The organism is Synechococcus sp. A10-1-5-1 (assembly GCF_023115425.1).
Taxonomy (GTDB): domain Bacteria; phylum Cyanobacteriota; class Cyanobacteriia; order PCC-6307; family Cyanobiaceae; genus Vulcanococcus.
Genome location: NZ_CP096032.1, coordinates 967,692 through 983,791, shown reverse-complemented (window position 1 = coordinate 983,791; position 16,100 = coordinate 967,692). Strand labels below are relative to the sequence as shown.

Genomic DNA, 16,100 nt, shown 5'->3' with positions numbered 1-16,100 from the left:
CGGAAGCTCGTTACTTCAGGTCGTAGCGACCGTCGCGGAAGATCAGGACCTCTGCCTTGGTCGTAGTCAGGGTGTAGTCCGTGCCTGCTTTGGTGTAGCTCAGGCTGCAATTGCTGCGGGTGCAGGCGCTGAGGCCAGCGAAGTTGTTGCGGACGTCATCGAGAAACACCACGTCCAAATCAGGGCCACCCACGACGGAGTCGTTGCCGAAGCCCGGGAGGTAGCGGTTCTCTCCGGACCCGCCGGAGAGTGTGTCATTGCCGTCTTGGCCAATCAGGACGTCATCACCCTCGTTGCCATTGAGGGTGTCGTCTCCTTTCCCTCCGACGAGTCGGTCATTCCCGGCCAGGCCGCTGAGTGTGGCGCTGGGATGGCTGCTGCCTGTTAAGTCACCTGCTTCAAGGACGTCATTCCCTGTTGATCCCTCGATCGTGTCGCCCCCGCCATAGCCACAGATCAAAACGTCTTGGTCTTCGGGGACTTCGCCTTGGGGGACGCTGAGGTTGTTCGCGTCACTGTCCCCACCACTGAGTTTGTAGAACCCTTCAATCGTCAGGTTTTGATCGCTGCAGAGGCTCGTGGCATTGGGGTAGGAAAAGATTGGGCTGATGCGCGAGTAGGTATTGGTTTCTCCTTCGAATGTTTGGGTGCTGATTCCCTTGATGCATAAGTTGATCCGTAGTGACTTGCTGGTGTTAGTTGTATTGCCTGGATCCGTGATGACCGTGAGATTGCAGTCTTGCGTTAAACCATCGAGGACCAGTTTGCTGCCTCCGATGCTGGAGCTCGATCCAGTGATCTGGTTGGAGTAATTTCCGTTTTCAGCAATCCCTGGACCGCAGCGGTAGAGGCTTTCCGTGCCGTTCCAAATGCTGTAGCTGTTCGACTCATTGTTGCGTACGAAATAAATCACTGGCGGTAGGTCTCGCCGGATTTCCAGGGCGAAGCGAAACTCATCTGCCGTGATCTCAGGACTGCACTGATCCAAATTGACGGAGCCGGAGCTGGTGAGTACTCGCTCGCTCAGGGCGACTTCCGATTCAATGAAGTGGCTGGCTCGGTTCCAGTCATTGCGCAGTCGCTCGAGAGATTCCAGACGCGCATTGGATTGGAGGTGGGAGACCAGGGCTTCTCCAGCCACCAAGCTCAGCAAGACGCCAAGCGAGGCGGCCACAAGCACCTCCGTGAGCGTGAAGCCATCCGCCGGAGTGCGCTTCAGTAGCTGGTGGTGAAGACGCATAGTCCTGAGCGAAACTTGCCCGCACGCAAGGAGCCGAGGGGTTCCAGCAAGCGCAGGCAACGTGCGTGGCTGCTGCCGAGCAGGTTGATGCGGAGGTCGCCATCGGTTGTGGTTGTGCCCCGAGGGGTGAAGACCCAGGTGGAGGGAGAACCGTTCTGCAAGGCGAAACTCAAGCCAGTGGTGTTGGTGATCTCTTGCTGAAGATCCAACACCGAGCTTTGAGTCGGTTGGTGATCGCAGGTCCCCGTGAAGGTGGCGGCAGCACTGTCAATGACGGCCCGGCAGACCGTTGAATTTTGAATGGCTTTGCGTCTGAGATCTTCCAGCCAGCTGGTGGTGAGTTTTGCGGCGCTGTTGAGGCGTTCGTCCTCCCAGCGCTGCAGAAAATTGGGAATGGCGAGGCCCGAGAGGATGCCAACGATCACGATGACAACCATCAGCTCTGGCATCGAAAAACCAGCCTCGTCTTTCATGGACACCACCCATGGGCATGGGGAACGAGGGTCGTTGAGACGACCATGTCTGGGTTGGTCGCGGCTGCATAGCTGACATGCAGCCGGTTTTGCTCTGCTGTGTAGGTCACCTCCACGGTCACAGGTGGGATCGACGCCACGCTGAAGCTCTCAGGCTTATCGGTTGGTGGCAGGTTGCTTAAAAAGGCTTCCCCCAAGTTCTTTTCCGCGCAAAGGGGCTTGAGGGTCGTGAGATCGTATTTCAGCGCTTGGGTCAGCTCATCGTTGCTACATCCTTGCGTGCAGAGGAAGTCAAAACTCTGTTTACGCAAGGTCTCAATACGCTCTGCAATGGCGACATCCACAAGCGATCTGCTCTTGGACCGGCCCATTCCGCTGAGTGCACTTGTTGTCATCCTGATGCTGTTCAGGACAACCAAGATCAAGATGAAAGAGGCGATCAGGACTTCTGGAAGGCTGATTCCTTCATTCCCTTGTTTTCTTTGACGTGATGTCATCTTGATTTCCCGGCCTTATTGTTTGGTCCAGCTGCTCCAATGCGAGACACCCAAGGCGACGTAGTCGCGGATGCCAAGCGCGAATTGCGGTCCGAATTTGTTGAAGAGTTGGGTGCCGATATCGGCTGGCACAACAAGCTGTGCAACGTTGGATGAGGAACCATTCCATTCTTTGGCCCAGATGGCACCGTTGATATCTCCGCCAGTGCATTCGCCTTCTGCATCACAGTCAGCCGTTTCCTTAGAGCCGCCATTGATTCCCATATTCCCGTCAGGGAAATAGGCCCAAAGCGCGTTAGCTGTTGATGCACCTGCTAGGCGGACCAATTGGTCTGTTGTTGTGTTGTCCGGGTCAATTGGATTCCCGAACAGACCCAAAGAGCTTGCGCTTGCACTGTCGGGGATGTGTTTGATTGCTGCGCCGCCGGTAAAGACTGCTTCACTTCCTCGCACGTAAATCCTCACGTCACCTGCTGTTGTGTCAACCGTGAGGATTTCGTTCTTGCTTTTCAGGCTGATGTCATCGACGACGCAATGTGTGATGGGTGGTTCATCTCCTTTGTCTTCTATGCGGCAGGGTCCAGTGTTTTGTCCTGCGGTTAGTGTCGTGCTGCTTGTGATAGATGCGGGTGTGTCGAATGTGAGTCCTGCAGGAGGTTCTGGAACTGAAGGAAGATCAATCGGTCCGAGGAAGATTTGGCCAGCTACAGAGCCGTTTTTATTCATTTGGATGTAGGCCTCTTGTTGCTCTCTGGTCAGTGATTCAAAGTCCGTTCCTGAGTAGCACTGGAGGCAAAGAACATTCCCAGAGAGTGTTCCAAAGACGTCGTTGTTGCCAAGGACAACCTTCTGGCCTAGCAGGCCAGGGAAGCCGCTGGTGACCGTCGGCTCGCCAAAGGAGTTGGTGCAGCTTTTGGGTCGTATATCAATGGTCTCTTCGACGATCGAAGTTGCGGCGACTGCGTTGTTTGAATGCAGTCGCTCGCCCTTCATTCGAATGGTTGCCTTGCCACCGTAGAAGGGGCTGCCTTGAAAAAGGTAGCTCAGCAGTGTGTACTTCCCATTTGCGCCAACGGTGCCGCTCAGGCTTGGCTCTCCGAAGATCACATCGGGGCACACCGATGAGATGTAGTCGCCGTCGTTCCAGGGTTGTCCGCTAACGCTGGAATCGTAGCTCTTGATCAATAGGTAGGAATATGAGCGATTCAAGCTTTCGAGTGTTCTGGCAATTCCGGCCTCTGCAATCTCTCTGGCTTGTCGGGACTGGCTTTGTCGAATCGTGCCGGAAAGCCCGAGCCACGAGCGTGCGGCTAGGGCCATGAGTCCGGTGGCGATGATCAGCGAGATGATCATGACGAGGGGGAGGATAAATCCCCTGTCTTGATCTTTGCTTTTGAGATGTCTTGGCTGCTTCATCGACCTGTTTTGTGTAGTCAATGGCTTCCAAAGCGCGCTCTTAGCAAGCTGTTTTTGCTGTCGCTGACTGTTCGACTTCAATTGCGCCTGTCTTCACGTCGACACATCCCTGAATAGACGTTATTCCTGCGGCGGCGGTACCTGATTTGGGTGCTGCTGTGACCACGATATCGTCGGCTGCTGTTGATCCGGAGCTCATCGTGTATGTCCAGTTGCCAGTTGCTGTCGCAACAGCGACTGGGCCTGTGGTTGCTGTGTTCATTGTTGTTACTGCTGTTGCAGCGGTGCCTTCCAGGGCTTCTGCGGCTGCTTGTTTCAGTAGTGCTGACACTTTTGTTTTTGGTTCGGCAGCTTTTGCTTTTTCGGTTTGACTCAAAAAGTTTGGTAAGGCTACGGCACTCAAGATGCCAACAATCACAATCACGATCATCAGCTCCACCAAGGTGAAGCCCTTCTGAAGCCAATTCTTTTTGCCGGATTGTTTGGCGTTCAGGTTTCTCAGCAGAGTGTGGCGAAGCTGAGGCTTGAGGGTGGAAGCCGTCATGAATCGTGCGGTGGCTTCTCTTCACCGTATGCAGCGCAAATGGGTGCGGCCAGAACAATTGTCTGAGGTTTGTCTGAGAGTTCCCTGAGTGGCGCAGATCCTCTGCCCTGCCTAGGGTCCGGGCCTAGAGGCTGCCGCGCGGTCCATGCCTGCCTCCTCCATTCGCCGTCATCTGCAGGCCACCAGCTTGCTGGCGGTTTTGGCTGGCTACGTCGTCCTGCTCGGTGTGAATCGCGAGCTCTCCGGTCGCCTGCGCTACGACCGCCATGTGGCCCAGGCCGAGGCCGCCCGGGAGGTGCTCGAACGCCTGGCCCCCGCCGATGTCGATACCCCCGCGGAGCTGCAGGAACTCCTCAGTGAACTGGCCACGCCGACCTGGATGGTCTGGCTTCAGCCCCAGCGAGCCAAAGGACCGCCGCTGCTGCTGCCCGTTGGTCCCCTCTTTGAGGACTACAGCGCCACCCATCCCTTGATCGCTGCGGCCGCCAAGGAGTTGCTGCAGAGCTCCAGGCCCCATGAATTCGAGTTGGCCGGCCGCTCTTACTTCACCTCCGCTATTCCCATTCGCCTGGCGGGCCAGCCCTATCAACTGCGCTTTGTTCAGGACTTCAGCCTGCAACACGCCCAGGAGCAGCAACTCCAGTTGCTCTTGATCGCCGTCGCCGGGATGACAGCGCTGTTCACCTCAGCTCTGCTGCGGCTGGTGATTCACCGCGGCCTGATGCCCCTGGAGGTCTTTAGTGAGTCGCTCAAAGGCATGACCAGTACTTCCCTCAGCACGGAGCGCCTTTCGTTGAAGGGGCAGCCCCAGGAACTCAGGCCGATCGGCACAGCCTTTAACGATCTCCTGGACCGTCTCTCGGAGGCCTGGGAGCACCAGCGCACCTTTGTCAATGGCGTCTCCCATGAGCTGCGCACGCCCATCACCCTGATTTCCGGCTACAGCCGCCGGCTCTTGCGCCATCGCGATCAGCTCTCCACGGCCGATCAGGAGCAGCTGCAGTTGGTGGCTGAGGAATCCGACTCGATGGGGCGCCTGGTCAACGACCTGCTGGAGATCGCCCGGGACGATGCGGGGCGTTTGCAGCTCGAGTGCCGTCAGCTCGACCCCTACGCCGTGCTCTCCGATCTGTTCAGCCGGCTCCAGGCCAGTAGCAATGGCCGCTTGCGCCTGCTGCCTGCGCCAGTGGGATACGCGGAAGTCTCGGCGGATCCGGAACGCCTCAGCCAGTGCCTCACCAACCTGGTGGAGAACGCCAGCAAATACAGCCCTCCGGCTTCGCCGATTGAGCTGTGTCTCAGCAGTGATGCCGAGGTCGTCGTTTTGCATGTGATTGACCACGGACCCGGGGTTCCCGCCGAGGAGCGGCAGCAGATCTTTGAGCGCTTCCGCCGCGGCAGCACCACAGGTGGGGTCTCAGGCCATGGCATCGGATTGGCGGTGGTCAAGACCCTGATGGAGCGGATGGGCGGAAGCGTCGCGGTGGTGGATGCGCCCGCCGGTGGGGCTGATTTCCAGCTGCGCCTACCCGCCGTGCTGACTGCTTCGAGCGAGCCGCGCCCGAGCCGCAATGAGTCCCTCCGTCGCTGGTTCAGCGCCGGTTGAGCAGCTGCGGTAGATGATCGACCGCCTCGGTTTTCAGCAGCGTCGCGGCCGCCCCTTCCCGCTGGGCGGTCTCGCTGACCCGCGGATCCGATAGGGCAGTGACGACCACCACGGGCGCCTGGAAGGCTTGGCCTTTGAGGGCCCGTAGGGTGGCCTCGCCATCCAGCCCGGGCATCACCCAATCCAGCAGCACCAGCTCCACTTGATCCAGCCGGCCGTCCGCCAGCAGCTCGCCCCCCTCGCGGCAGCGCAACACCTCGGCTCCCAGGTCCTCCAGCTCGCAGGCCAGGAGTTCGCGGATACGCGGGTCGTCGTCGACCACCGCCACCAGTTGGGTCATGGCGCCACGATCTTTGGGGCCCCGGGTTTGAGCAGGAAGCCCACGCCGCGGACCGTCTGGATCAAGGTGGGTTGACCCTCCGGCTCGAGTTTGCGGCGCAGGTAGCGCACGTAGACATCCAGGACATTGCTGTCGCCGACGAAGCCTTCGCCCCAGACGCTGTGGAGCAGCTGCTCGCGGCTCTGCACCCGCCCTGGTTCGCGCATCAGCTCCCGCAGCAGGCTGAATTCCGTCAGGCTCAGGTGGATCGCGGCACCGCCTCGGCTGACCTCATGGCTGGCGGTGTTCAGCATCAGGTCGTCGATCTGCAGCAGGCCGGGCTCGCTTCTCGTCCCGCGCCGGGCCAGGGCCCGCAGCCGCGCCAGGAGCTCTTCGATCGAGAACGGCTTCACCAGGTAGTCATCCGCCCCGGCATCGAGGGCCTCGACCCGATCGGCCACGGCATCACGGCCGGTAAGCATCAGCACCGGTACCCCCAATCCTGTGGAGCGCAGCCGCTGGCAGACCTCGACGCCGCTGAGGTCCGGCAGCATCCAATCGAGGATCACCAGCTCCGGCGCGTCCTGGCGAATCGCCAGGAGGGCATCCATGCCGGTGGCGGCGCTCTGCACCGTGTAACCCTCCTCCGCGAGCTCGAGCTCCAGGAACTGCCGCAGCTTGGGATCGTCGTCCGCAAGCAGCAGTCGGGTGGCTTGGCTGCCAGGGGCCATCGGTGGCATGGTGTGCCGCAATGACTCCTCCTGTCTTACCCACATCTGCGGCATCGCGCCTTCTCGCCTGGCGCCCCCGCAGCCTCGCGGCCCGGATGGCCCGCTGGGGTGTGGTGATCGTCCTGGTTTACGCCCTGGTGGCGGTGCTGACGCCGCTGTTCATTCACCTGGGTTTGCTGCCCGAGGTGAATGGCGGGTTGGAGAACCCGATCTATGCGCCGCCGTCCTGGCAGCACTGGTGCGGCACGGATCGCCTCGGCCGCGATGTCTGCAGCCGCACCCTGGCGGGAAGCGGCGTGGCCCTGCAGGTCGTGGTGGTGGCCCTGGTCTCGGCCCTGGTGATTGGGGTGCCTCTGGGGATGGTCAGCGGCTACCTCGGCGGCTGGCTGGATCGAGTCCTGGTGCTGCTCATGGACACGCTTTACACCCTGCCCGTCCTGCTGTTGTCGGTGGTGCTGGCCTTCCTGCTGGGCAAGGGCCTGCCCAATGCCGCTGCGGCCCTCTGCGTCGTCTACATCCCGCAGTACTTCCGGGTGGTCCGCAACCAGACCGCCCAGGTCAAGGCTGAGCTCTACGTGGAAGCGGCCCGCTCCCTGGGGGCCAGTCCCTGGTGGATCCTGCGCCGCTACCTCTTCCGCAATGTCATCACCTCGGTGCCGGTCCTGCTGACCCTGAACGCGGCCGACGCCGTGCTGGTGCTCGGTGGCCTGGGCTTCCTCGGCCTAGGGCTTCCCGAGACCGTGCCGGAGTGGGGCAGTGATCTGCAGCAGGCCCTCAATGCCCTGCCCACCGGGGTCTGGTGGACGGCCCTCTACCCCGGGGTGGCGATGTTTGTTCTCGTGCTTGGGCTCTCGTTCCTTGGGGAGGGCCTGGAGAGTTGGCTGAGCGGCAGCAGCAACAACCTCCGCTCGGAGCAGTAGGGGTTAGGGGCGAATCAGCTCCAACCCTTGCTCTCCTTTCTTGACCTGGATGCGTTGATCGAGGGTGGCCAGTGTTCCGCCGTGATGCTTGGCCAGTGCAAGCAGGTAGAGATCTGTGATCTGCGCGTGATCGACCAACGCGGAACGTTCGATGAACGGTTGGCCGAGCAAGCTCGGATTGCTTTCCCAGAATTGATGGTTGGGATGTCCCACCAGGCTGTCGAGGTGGGGCGCCACGCTGGCCGGCGGACCTGGGGAGTTGGGATAGCGCGGATTGCCAAGGATCCGCAGCACAGCGTTTTGGGTGATGGCGCAACTGGCCCAGGGGGCATCGCCCCGGCTCGCGAACCAGCCATGGCAGAGCTCGTGGTGAACGTGTTGCGGATCGAGAAGGGCAATCAGAACATTGACGTCCAGGAGGGCTGTCGCTTTCGCCATTAGTCCTCCCGCAGGCTGTTCACTAGCTCCAAGTCCACAGGGGATCCATCTGCGCGTCGGGGAAGCAGCGCCAGGCCATTGCGCCTGGCCTTTGGGGTCTCCTGGTTCTTCCGATTGGCCTGCGCTAATCCTTCGCGAGCGAGGTCGCTGATCACGCTGCCAATCGGTTGCTTGCGTTGTCGCGCCAGCACCTTGGCTGCCGCAAGGACGTCGTCGTCGAGGGACAAGGTCGTACGCATCTGATGCTCTGCATCAAGCATCACAACTGTATGGGGAACTGCTCTCAGCGTTCCCGCTGCTGTCTCAGTAGCGCAGCTTCAGGGTGCGGGGGAGGTCCTCGGCGATTTCGCCCTCCTCGGTCAGGGCCGGGTAGGGGCGCCCCTCGCGGCGGCACCAGTCCGCCACCTGGGGGTAGGCCCACTCAAAGAGGATTCGCTGGTAGGCGTCCGCGCCCCCCGGGATGCCCTCGCCGGCGCTGGGGACCTTGCCGGCCCGCTCCCGTTGGCGCAGGGCTTCAAAGAGCAGGGTGGCTGCGGCGACGCTGACGTTCAGGCTCTGGACCATCCCGGTCATCGGGATGAAAAGCGGCTGATCCACCAGGGCCAGGGCCTCATCGCTCATGCCCCACTTCTCCGCCCCCATCAGAAAGCAGCTGGGACCGGTGAAGTCGCAGTCGCGGTAGTCCACCGCGTCGACGCTCAGGTGGGTCCCGTAGATCCGGAAGCCTTGGTCCTTGAGCCCCTGCAGGCAGCCCTCGATGCTCGGGTGCGGCTGCAGCGGCACCCATTTCTGGCTGCCCTTGGCGGTGTTGTTGAAGGTCCGCGGCCGCCCGGGCAGGCTCACCACATGGGCCTCGAGCACCCCGACCGCGTCGCAGGTGCGCAGGATCGCCGAGAGGTTGTGGGGCTTGTCCACCTGCTCCATCACCACCGTCAGATCGCCCATCCGGTGGTTCAGCACCGAGCGGAGGCGCTCAAAGCGGCGGGGTAGCAGCGGCATCGGCGAGGCAGGGGCCAACATCCATCGTGTCTGATGGCCGTTCGCAGCCCATGGACCGGAGCTTTGATGAGCGGGTCTGGCAGACCGTGGCCAAAATCCCCCCGGGGCGGCTGGCCACCTACGGCCAAATCGCCGAGCTGATCGGGGCCTATGGCTGTGCCCGCCAGGTGGGCTGGGCCCTGCGCCGTCTGCCCCTGCCCTCCGAGATCCCCTGGCAGCGGGTGGTGAATGCCAAGGGCTGCATCTCCTTGAGCCTCAGCCGCGAGGGCTCTGACTGGATGCAGCGGGATCTGCTGATCGCCGAGGGCATCCCCGTCGACCCCGAGGGCCGGCTTCCCTTGGCCCAGTACCGCTGGTCGCCGGGCGCTAGTTGTGGAGGATGACCAGCACTCCTCCAGGATTGGCCTCTCGTCAGGTGGCATGGCAGGTGTTGCAGGCGGTGGCCGCCGGGGCCTACGCCGATGGGGCCCTCGAGCGGGAGCTGGGGCGTACGGAGCTCTCCGGACCGGACCGAGGCTTGGCCACGGAGTTGGCCTATGGGGCGATTCGTCAGCGGCGCTTGCTGGATGCCTGGCTGGATCAACTCGGGAAGGTCCCTGCTGACCGCCAGCCCCCGAAGTTGCGCTGGCTCTTGCACCTGGGGCTTTATCAGCTGCTGAGCAGTGACCGCATCCCCGCCTCAGCGGCGGTCAGCACCACGGTGGAGTTGGCCAAGCGCGGTGGCTTGAGCCGACTGGCCCCGGTGGTCAATGGAATGCTGCGGGCCTTCCTGCGCCGCCAGGAGGCCGGCGAAGCCCTGCCTCTACCTGGAGATCCCGCGGCTGCCCTGGCGATCCGCCAGTCCCTGCCGGACTGGCTTGCTGAAGGGCTCTTGCAGTGGCAAACCCCCGAGCAGGCGGAGGCCTTTGCTGTGGCCTGCAATACGCCTCCGTCTTTGGACCTGCGGATCAATCTCCTGCGCGCCACCCCCGACGCAGTCCAGGCGGCCCTCGCCGCCGCAGGGGTGGTCGCCGAGCCGATCGAAGGCCTGCCTGCGGGCCTGACCATCAAGGGCCGCTCCGGTGATCTGCGCCATCTGCCTGGCTACGACGAGGGCCACTGGTGTGTCCAGGACCGATCGGCTCAGCAGATTGCGCCGTTGCTTGATCCCACGCCGGGTGAGCGGATTCTTGATGCCTGCGCTGCTCCGGGGGGCAAGAGCACGCACCTGGCGGAACTGATGGGGGATCAGGGGCAGGTGCTGGCCCTCGATCGCGGTGAGGCGCGCCTGCGCCGGGTCGCCCGCAACAGCGAGCGCCTGGGCTTGGGTTGCATTGAGACCCGCCACGGGGATGCCTTGGCCTTGGCCGCGGAGGCGCCGGAACTCGTCGCTCAATTCGATGCCCTCTTAATTGACGCCCCCTGCTCGGGGCTTGGCACCCTGGCGCGCCATGCCGATGCCCGCTGGCGGATTGACCCGGCGGCCATTGCGGGTCTGGTCACGCTGCAGCGGCAGCTGCTGGAGGGATTGCTTCCCCTGCTCAAGCCCGGTGGTCGCCTGGTCTATGCCACCTGCACGGTGCATCCCGAGGAGAACGGCGCATTGCTGGAGACGTTCCTTGGGGCTCACCCCCAGCTGCGACTCGAGCAGAGCTGGCAGCTCTGGCCTGGGCAACTGGCCGGAGCTGGGGATGGTTTCTTCGCGGCGCGGATTGCCTTGGTTTAAGGGGCTGGCGGTGCCGGGGCAGCAGGTTTGGGCGCGCTGCGGCGGCGATCCAGCAGATCGAAGCGGCAGTCGACGTAGCGGGGGTTGGTCTGCATGCTGCCGCAGGGGTCCTGGCGCTTCGCTGGACGAGCTGGAGCCGGCGTGTTCAGGCCGGGTTGGCTTGGACCGGACGGAGCCGTGGTCTCCTCAGTGGTCTCCTCCACCGTGGTCTCCTCCTCCTCGGGTTTCACCAACTTGAGGTTTTTGGTGAGGGCCTTGAGTGGGTTGAACTTGCCCTTCAGCACGGGCTTCGGCGGGAACTGCTCCACCGGCAGTTCTTTGAGGATCGGTGCCATGTATTGCGACCAGGCCACCACAGCGCGGGAGCTGGTGCTCTTGGTCTCCTTGTTGTTGTCGTAGCCCAACCAGAGGCCGGTAACCAGCTGGGGTACGCCGCCGATGAACCAGAGGTCACGGCCCCCTTCAGAGGTGCCCGTTTTGCCAGCAGCAGGTCGACCGGGTGGAACCGCCCCATAGCCCGTGCCGCCGCTGACAACCTTCTGCAGCATCCAGAGCATCGCGTCGGCAATGTCACTTGGCACTACGCGTTTGCCTGGATCACCGTTGACCCGGCGGCTCCAGAGCAGTTCTCCGCCTGGGCCCAGGATTTCCTCAAACGGGGTGGGTTTGATGTACACCCCGCGGTTGAAGATCCCCGCATAGGCCGCCGTCATATCCAGCACGGTCTGCTCGGTGGCGCCCACCCCAAGCGGGTAGAAGCGGCCCAGCCCTTTGGTGATCCCCAGGCTGTTGGCGGTGGCGATCACCTTGTCGAAGCCCACCTGTTTGAGCAGGCTCACCGACACGGTGTTGAGTGAGTTCTGCAGTGCCATCCAGAGCGGGACGGTGCCGAAGTACTTGTCCTTGAAGTTTTTTGGGCAGTAGCCGCCGTAGCAGACCTTGCGGTCCGTGATCTTGTCCTCTGGCTTCATGCCCTCCTTGAGGGCCGAGAGATAGACGAACAACTTGAAGGTGGAACCAGGGGAGCGCAGCGCTTGGGAGGCCCGGTTGAACTGACTGTCGTTGAAGTTCTTGCCGCCCACCATTGAGCGGACCAACCCGGTCCCTGGTTCCATCGAAACCACTGCTCCTTCCATCGCCCCTGGGGTGTGGCGGTTGATGGTGTTCTGGGCCTTCTCCTGCCAGTCGATGTTCAAGCTGGTGCGAATCGTCAGGCCGCCCACTTCCAGTTGTTCCTTCGAAAGGAGGTTGGGTAGTTCCTGGGCGACCCAACTGGTGAAGTACGGCGCGCGGCTGGTGAAGTACTTGGGCTCGGCCGGCTTCAGTAGCAGCGGTGAGCCATTGGCGCTGGCGAACTGCAGGTCGTCAATGAAGCCCGCTTCGCGCATCCGGCGAAGCACAATCGCCCGGCGCTGCAGGGCTAGATCGGGATTGACTAGCGGTGAGTAGACCGAGGGGGCTGGCGGTAAGCCTGCAATCAGCGCCGCCTCCGGCAGGTTTAGCTCGGATGGGGTTTTTGAGAAGTAGATCCAGGCCGCATCGGAAACCCCATAGGCCCCAGCGCCGAGATAGACGTAGTTGAGGTACTGCTGAAGGATCTGCTCCTTGCTCAGTTGGCGCTCGAGCTTTCCGGCGAGCAGGGCCTCTTTGAGCTTGCGGATGATCGTTCGGTCCTGGCTCAGGAAGACCGTGCGGGCCAGCTGTTGCGTGATCGTGCTGGCGCCTTCTTCGACAGAGCCGCTGGAGATGTTGCGCACCATCGCCCGGCCGATCCCGATCGGATCGATGCCGTCGTGCTCGTAGAAGCGCCGGTCCTCTGCGGCGATGAAGGCGCGCTGAACCAGCAGGGGCATTTGGCCGGTGACCAGCTTCTCCCGGGTGGCGGGGCCCAGCTTCTGGATGACCTGGCCATCGCTGGCAAGCAAGGTCAGGGTGCCGGGGCGGTTGTAGCTGCTGACGCCGCGAACGTTCGGCAGCAGGCTGTCGACGCCGCGGGTCACGACCGCCTGGGTCAGCCCCACAGCCAGACCAGCACCAGCTCCAACGAGACCGGCTGAGATCAGCTGCCGCCGGCGCCTGTGCTTCACATCACCACCAGGTCGCTGTGCCCGATTGCCAGAGCCGTGACCAGCATGCCGAGGACCAGAAAGGGCTGGGCGCTGGCTTGATACTTCACGTCGAAGGCCACGGGATCGCGCAGCAGCCAGATGTCCTGGAAGGTGATCTGGGGGACGATCAACAGCACCAGGAGGACGGCAGCGAAATGTTGGCCGATGGCGATCAGAACCGCCACCATCGCCAGCTGGAAGACATCAATCATTCCGGCGCTGATCCAGCTGGCTTTCTCGATGCCAAAGGCCACTGGGAGGGACTGGAGGCCCAGGGCGCGATCGCCTTCGACGCTCTTGAAGTCATTGACCACTGCAATGCCGAGACCGGCCAGGGAATAGGCCAGGGTCAAGATCGCGGTGGTCCAGGTCAGGTGACCGAAGAGTGCCTGGCCGGCCCACCAGGGCAGGGCGATGTAGCTGGCGCCCAGGGCGTAGTTCCCCAGCCAGCCGTTTTGCTTGAGCTTGAGCGGGGGGGCGGAATAGATGTAGCTGACAAACGAACCACCCAGGGCGAGCAGGAACAGCACCGGGGTGTCGTGGCCTGCCCAGAGGTCCAGGCCGTAGGCCACACCAAGGCCGGCCAGCAGCAGGACCCAGATCTGAGCCTTGACCTGCCAGAGGGGGATCGCACCTGAGGGGATGGGCCGGTAGGGCTCGTTGATCGCGTCGATTTCGCGGTCGTAGTAGTCGTTGATGGTCTGGGTGAACCCAGCCAGCAAGGGGCCACTCATCACCATGCAGGCGATAGAGGCTCCGACCTCAGGAAAGGTCCAGTGGAAGTTCCCGGAAGCCGCTGCTCCGCAGAGAACCCCCCAGATCAAAGGAATCCAGGTGACCGGCTTCATCAGCTGAAGACGGATCTTCCAGATATTGGTGGTGCCGCTGGCACCTTTCATGCCCAGAAGCTGCCGGGCACCGCCACCAGTGGCAGCGGTGGGGTTGGGGGAGTCGCTCACGAACGGTGGATTTAGGCGGCGGTGATCTCGTCGTCGAAGAACCAGGTGGTGGTTCCGTTGCTCAGCTCAACCACCACACCGATGCCTTTGCCATCGGTGACCTTGAAGTCCTTAACGGTGCCGGTGGCATCGCTTTGGAGGGCGGAAACCAGGTCGGCGGGGATGCGATCGCGCACCCGGGTGACCCGCACCTTCGAGCCGACGGTGATGGCAGCCTGGGACATGTCCGGCGCGACGAAAAAGTGGCGTCAGGCTAACCCGCTGCAAACCTTCCCCCATGGTCGCCAAACGGATCATTCCCTGCCTGGATGTGGCCGATGGCCGGGTGGTGAAGGGGGTGAACTTCGTTGGCTTGCGCGATGCCGGCGATCCCGTGGAGTTGGCTTGTCGCTACAGCGCTTCTGGGGCCGATGAATTGGTCTTTCTCGACATCGCCGCCAGTCACCAGGGGCGAGCCACCCTGGTGGATCTGGTTCGTCGCACCGCCGAGGCGGTCACGATTCCGTTCACCGTGGGTGGTGGGATCAGTTCTGTTGAGGGCATCACGGAATTGCTGCGGGCTGGGGCCGACAAGGTGAGCCTCAATTCATCGGCGGTCCGTGATCCAGAGCTGGTGGCCCGCGGGGCCGAACGCTTTGGTTGTCAGTGCATTGTTGTGGCGATTGATGCCCGTCGCCGAGAAGGGGGCTGGGACGTGTACGTCAAAGGGGGCCGTGAGAACACAGGTCTGGATGCGGTCGAGTGGGCACAGCGTGTGGTGGCGCTGGGCGCTGGGGAGATCCTGCTGACCTCGATGGATGGGGATGGAACCCAGGCGGGCTACGAGCTGAACCTCACCCGGGCGGTCTCCGATGCCGTGGATGTACCGGTGATCGCCAGCGGCGGGGCCGGTTGCATCGACCACATCGCCCAGGCCCTGGATTCCTCAGCCTCTGGAGGCCATGCCTCAGCGGCCTTGCTGGCGTCCTTGCTGCATGACGGCGTGCTGACGGTCGAGCAAATCAAAGCTGATTTGTTGGGGCGTGGCCTGAACATCCGCCCGCTTGAGAGGGGGTCGCGCGCCGCTTAACCCGCCGTTACAATTCGCTCAGAAATTTTCGTTTAGCCAGTGCTGGCCCTCGATCAGAGCCACTCTCCAGTGCTGGCAGGGTCCGTTGTCCTTGTCGTGATCGTGATGGTCGCCTGGGCTTTGCAATTGATGCAGGCGGCCAGCGATCGCAAGGAGTTCTCCTTGATGCTGGCCGGATGCATGGTCTGCTCAGCAGCCATTGGTTTGGCCACCGTGATGGTGATGACCTTCACCAGCGCTGAACGACTGGAGGCCCAGGGCTATTTCACGGCTTTGGAGTCCGACCAGTCCGAGATGGTGGCAGCGGGTGTCAGTCTCGATTCGATCTCGTTGCCTTGGGATGCCGCCGAGCCCTGAGCCCTCTGCCTCGATTCCGCCCGGGAATCCCGAGGCGGTTCGTCAGCTGTTCGATCGGATTGCGCCGGAATACGACCGATTGAACGATCTCCTCAGCCTGGGTCTCCATCGTTTGTGGAAAAGGCAAGCCGTGGCTTGGCTCCAACCGGTACCAGGGCAGAGGCTGCTGGACCTGTGTTGCGGAACGGGCGATCTGGCGCTCCTTCTGGCTGAGAAGGTCAGGCCCGCTGGGTTGGTTTTGGGTCTCGACGCCGCAGCAGCCCCCTTGGAGCAGGCGCGCCGGCGGGCCTCCCGCTGCCCCTGGTTGCCGCTGGAATTTCGTCAGGCCGATGCCCAGGCCACGGAGCTGGCCGATGGCTGGGCGGATGGTGCAGTCATGGCCTACGGCCTACGCAACCTGGCCGATCCCGCGGCGGGGCTGCAGGAATTGCGGCGCTTGCTCCGTCCCGGCGGGCGGGCCGCTGTTCTTGATTTCAACCGGGCCCTCGACCCCCAGGGGCTGACGGCCCAGTTCCAGCGCTTTTACTTGCGTCAGTTGGTCGTACCCCTGGCCAAGCGGGCAGGCCTGGAGGCTCAGTACGCCTACCTAGAGGACAGCCTGGCGCGATTCCCTACTGGGCCCCAGCAAGAGGAGTTGGCTCGGGAGGCGGGCTTCAGCCAGGCCCAGCATCAGCTGCTGGCGGGCGGGCAGATGGGGCTGCTGCAGTTGATTGCCTAGG

At 62.6% G+C, this 16,100-nt stretch carries 20 protein-coding genes; 7 read left to right on the top strand and 13 right to left on the bottom strand.

Going from position 1 to position 16,100, the window contains the following annotated elements; genetic code table 11:
- Positions 1 to 10: 10 nt before the first annotated feature.
- From MY494_RS05315 to MY494_RS13240, 5 genes are read right to left on the bottom strand one after another with little or no spacing between them, the layout of a single operon-like run.
- On the bottom strand, positions 11 to 1,240 hold the full coding sequence (locus MY494_RS05315; RefSeq protein ID WP_247911684.1) for a hypothetical protein: 1,230 nt from the start codon (positions 1,238 to 1,240) through the stop codon (positions 11 to 13).
- Entirely contained in the window at positions 1,216 to 1,713 is a 498-nt protein-coding gene (locus MY494_RS05310; protein ID WP_247911683.1) for a prepilin-type N-terminal cleavage/methylation domain-containing protein, read from the bottom strand. Before MY494_RS05310 ends, MY494_RS05315 begins: the two co-directional genes overlap by 25 nt.
- On the bottom strand, positions 1,710 to 2,210 hold the full coding sequence (locus MY494_RS05305; RefSeq protein WP_247911682.1) for a hypothetical protein: 501 nt from the start codon (positions 2,208 to 2,210) through the stop codon (positions 1,710 to 1,712). The genes MY494_RS05310 and MY494_RS05305 overlap by 4 nt, the downstream gene beginning before the upstream one ends.
- A gap of 15 nt (positions 2,211 to 2,225) precedes the next feature.
- On the bottom strand, positions 2,226 to 3,626 hold the full coding sequence (locus MY494_RS05300) for a hypothetical protein (RefSeq protein ID WP_247911681.1): 1,401 nt from the start codon (positions 3,624 to 3,626) through the stop codon (positions 2,226 to 2,228).
- A gap of 40 nt (positions 3,627 to 3,666) precedes the next feature.
- Positions 3,667 to 4,170: a type IV pilin protein gene (locus MY494_RS13240; RefSeq protein WP_305852213.1), complete on the bottom strand. Its 504-nt coding sequence runs from the start codon at positions 4,168 to 4,170 to the stop codon at positions 3,667 to 3,669.
- Between the two features lie 145 nt (positions 4,171 to 4,315).
- Between MY494_RS13240 and MY494_RS05290 the strand changes: the two genes are divergently transcribed.
- On the top strand, positions 4,316 to 5,776 hold the full coding sequence (locus MY494_RS05290; RefSeq protein WP_247911680.1) for a sensor histidine kinase KdpD: 1,461 nt from the start codon (positions 4,316 to 4,318) through the stop codon (positions 5,774 to 5,776).
- On the opposite strand, the gene MY494_RS05285 is transcribed toward MY494_RS05290, so the two are convergent.
- On the bottom strand, positions 5,763 to 6,116 hold the full coding sequence (locus MY494_RS05285) for a response regulator (RefSeq protein WP_247911679.1): 354 nt from the start codon (positions 6,114 to 6,116) through the stop codon (positions 5,763 to 5,765). The genes MY494_RS05290 and MY494_RS05285 overlap by 14 nt on opposite strands.
- Complete coding sequence (locus MY494_RS05280; protein WP_247911678.1) at positions 6,113 to 6,826, bottom strand: response regulator transcription factor; 714 nt, start codon at positions 6,824 to 6,826, stop codon at positions 6,113 to 6,115. Before MY494_RS05280 ends, MY494_RS05285 begins: the two co-directional genes overlap by 4 nt.
- Positions 6,827 to 6,921: 95 nt before the next feature.
- On the opposite strand from MY494_RS05280, the gene MY494_RS05275 reads away from it, so the two are divergent.
- The gene (locus MY494_RS05275) at positions 6,922 to 7,746 is read left to right on the top strand and encodes an ABC transporter permease (RefSeq protein WP_371820712.1); all 825 of its coding nucleotides are present in this window, start codon (positions 6,922 to 6,924) and stop codon (positions 7,744 to 7,746) included.
- Positions 7,747 to 7,749: 3 nt separating this feature from the next.
- On the opposite strand, the gene MY494_RS05270 is transcribed toward MY494_RS05275, so the two are convergent.
- The 3 genes from MY494_RS05270 to trmH form a co-directional block, all read right to left on the bottom strand.
- Positions 7,750 to 8,184 (bottom strand): TA system VapC family ribonuclease toxin, encoded by a 435-nt coding sequence (locus MY494_RS05270; protein ID WP_247911676.1) that lies wholly within the window; start codon positions 8,182 to 8,184, stop codon positions 7,750 to 7,752.
- Positions 8,184 to 8,423 carry a CopG family transcriptional regulator gene (locus MY494_RS05265; RefSeq protein ID WP_247911675.1) on the bottom strand — a complete coding sequence of 80 codons (240 nt, stop codon included), beginning with the start codon at positions 8,421 to 8,423 and terminating at the stop codon, positions 8,184 to 8,186. The genes MY494_RS05270 and MY494_RS05265 overlap by 1 nt, the downstream gene beginning before the upstream one ends.
- 64 nt (positions 8,424 to 8,487) lie before the next feature.
- A complete protein-coding gene (gene trmH / locus MY494_RS05260; RefSeq protein WP_247911968.1) occupies positions 8,488 to 9,183 on the bottom strand; it encodes a tRNA (guanosine(18)-2'-O)-methyltransferase TrmH in 696 nt (231 codons plus the stop codon).
- 50 nt (positions 9,184 to 9,233) lie between these two features.
- Between trmH and MY494_RS05255 the strand changes: the two genes are divergently transcribed.
- Complete coding sequence (locus MY494_RS05255; RefSeq protein WP_247911674.1) at positions 9,234 to 9,566, top strand: MGMT family protein; 333 nt, start codon at positions 9,234 to 9,236, stop codon at positions 9,564 to 9,566.
- The gene (locus tag MY494_RS05250; protein ID WP_247911673.1) at positions 9,563 to 10,888 is read left to right on the top strand and encodes a 16S rRNA (cytosine(967)-C(5))-methyltransferase; all 1,326 of its coding nucleotides are present in this window, start codon (positions 9,563 to 9,565) and stop codon (positions 10,886 to 10,888) included. The genes MY494_RS05255 and MY494_RS05250 overlap by 4 nt, the downstream gene beginning before the upstream one ends.
- Here MY494_RS05250 and MY494_RS05245 read toward each other — a convergent pair.
- The 3 genes from MY494_RS05245 to MY494_RS05235 all read right to left on the bottom strand — a co-directional run bounded on the left by MY494_RS05245 (position 10,885) and on the right by MY494_RS05235 (position 14,179).
- Positions 10,885 to 12,975: a transglycosylase domain-containing protein gene (locus tag MY494_RS05245; protein WP_247911672.1), complete on the bottom strand. Its 2,091-nt coding sequence runs from the start codon at positions 12,973 to 12,975 to the stop codon at positions 10,885 to 10,887. The two genes, MY494_RS05250 and MY494_RS05245, sit on opposite strands and share 4 nt — an antisense overlap.
- The gene (gene chlG, locus MY494_RS05240) at positions 12,972 to 13,895 is read right to left on the bottom strand and encodes a chlorophyll synthase ChlG (protein ID WP_247911967.1); all 924 of its coding nucleotides are present in this window, start codon (positions 13,893 to 13,895) and stop codon (positions 12,972 to 12,974) included. Before chlG ends, MY494_RS05245 begins: the two co-directional genes overlap by 4 nt.
- Positions 13,896 to 13,966: 71 nt before the next feature.
- A complete protein-coding gene (locus tag MY494_RS05235) occupies positions 13,967 to 14,179 on the bottom strand; it encodes a DUF2862 domain-containing protein (protein ID WP_010312876.1) in 213 nt (70 codons plus the stop codon).
- Positions 14,180 to 14,232: 53 nt separating this feature from the next.
- Here MY494_RS05235 and hisF point away from each other — a divergent pair, with 53 nt between their 5' ends.
- From hisF to ubiE, 3 genes are read left to right on the top strand one after another with little or no spacing between them, the layout of a single operon-like run.
- Positions 14,233 to 15,024 carry an imidazole glycerol phosphate synthase subunit HisF gene (gene hisF, locus MY494_RS05230; RefSeq protein ID WP_247911671.1) on the top strand — a complete coding sequence of 264 codons (792 nt, stop codon included), beginning with the start codon at positions 14,233 to 14,235 and terminating at the stop codon, positions 15,022 to 15,024.
- 39 nt (positions 15,025 to 15,063) lie between these two features.
- Positions 15,064 to 15,381 (top strand): hypothetical protein, encoded by a 318-nt coding sequence (locus MY494_RS05225; protein ID WP_247911670.1) that lies wholly within the window; start codon positions 15,064 to 15,066, stop codon positions 15,379 to 15,381.
- Entirely contained in the window at positions 15,365 to 16,099 is a 735-nt protein-coding gene (ubiE, locus tag MY494_RS05220; protein ID WP_247911669.1) for a bifunctional demethylmenaquinone methyltransferase/2-methoxy-6-polyprenyl-1,4-benzoquinol methylase UbiE, read from the top strand. The genes MY494_RS05225 and ubiE overlap by 17 nt, the downstream gene beginning before the upstream one ends.
- Position 16,100 lies beyond the last annotated feature (1 nt).

What these genes read in the sequence shown, in the direction of transcription:
- MY494_RS05315 (WP_247911684.1), bottom strand. Translation starts at nt 1,240, where the DNA reads ATGCGTCTTCACCACCAGCTACTGAAGCGCACTCCGGCGGATGGCTTC.
- MY494_RS05310 (WP_247911683.1), bottom strand. Translation starts at nt 1,713, where the DNA reads ATGAAAGACGAGGCTGGTTTTTCGATGCCAGAGCTGATGGTTGTCATC.
- MY494_RS05305 (WP_247911682.1), bottom strand. Translation starts at nt 2,210, where the DNA reads ATGACATCACGTCAAAGAAAACAAGGGAATGAAGGAATCAGCCTTCCA.
- MY494_RS05300 (WP_247911681.1), bottom strand. Translation starts at nt 3,626, where the DNA reads ATGAAGCAGCCAAGACATCTCAAAAGCAAAGATCAAGACAGGGGATTT.
- MY494_RS13240 (WP_305852213.1), bottom strand. Translation starts at nt 4,170, where the DNA reads ATGACGGCTTCCACCCTCAAGCCTCAGCTTCGCCACACTCTGCTGAGA.
- MY494_RS05290 (WP_247911680.1), top strand. Translation starts at nt 4,316, where the DNA reads ATGCCTGCCTCCTCCATTCGCCGTCATCTGCAGGCCACCAGCTTGCTG.
- MY494_RS05285 (WP_247911679.1), bottom strand. Translation starts at nt 6,116, where the DNA reads ATGACCCAACTGGTGGCGGTGGTCGACGACGACCCGCGTATCCGCGAA.
- MY494_RS05280 (WP_247911678.1), bottom strand. Translation starts at nt 6,826, where the DNA reads ATGGCCCCTGGCAGCCAAGCCACCCGACTGCTGCTTGCGGACGACGAT.
- MY494_RS05275 (WP_371820712.1), top strand. Translation starts at nt 6,922, where the DNA reads ATGGCCCGCTGGGGTGTGGTGATCGTCCTGGTTTACGCCCTGGTGGCG.
- MY494_RS05270 (WP_247911676.1), bottom strand. Translation starts at nt 8,184, where the DNA reads ATGGCGAAAGCGACAGCCCTCCTGGACGTCAATGTTCTGATTGCCCTT.
- MY494_RS05265 (WP_247911675.1), bottom strand. Translation starts at nt 8,423, where the DNA reads ATGCGTACGACCTTGTCCCTCGACGACGACGTCCTTGCGGCAGCCAAG.
- trmH (WP_247911968.1), bottom strand. Translation starts at nt 9,183, where the DNA reads ATGCCGCTGCTACCCCGCCGCTTTGAGCGCCTCCGCTCGGTGCTGAAC.
- MY494_RS05255 (WP_247911674.1), top strand. Translation starts at nt 9,234, where the DNA reads ATGGACCGGAGCTTTGATGAGCGGGTCTGGCAGACCGTGGCCAAAATC.
- MY494_RS05250 (WP_247911673.1), top strand. Translation starts at nt 9,563, where the DNA reads ATGACCAGCACTCCTCCAGGATTGGCCTCTCGTCAGGTGGCATGGCAG.
- chlG (WP_247911967.1), bottom strand. Translation starts at nt 13,895, where the DNA reads ATGAAAGGTGCCAGCGGCACCACCAATATCTGGAAGATCCGTCTTCAG.
- MY494_RS05235 (WP_010312876.1), bottom strand. Translation starts at nt 14,179, where the DNA reads ATGTCCCAGGCTGCCATCACCGTCGGCTCGAAGGTGCGGGTCACCCGG.
- hisF (WP_247911671.1), top strand. Translation starts at nt 14,233, where the DNA reads ATGGTCGCCAAACGGATCATTCCCTGCCTGGATGTGGCCGATGGCCGG.
- ubiE (WP_247911669.1), top strand. Translation starts at nt 15,365, where the DNA reads ATGCCGCCGAGCCCTGAGCCCTCTGCCTCGATTCCGCCCGGGAATCCC.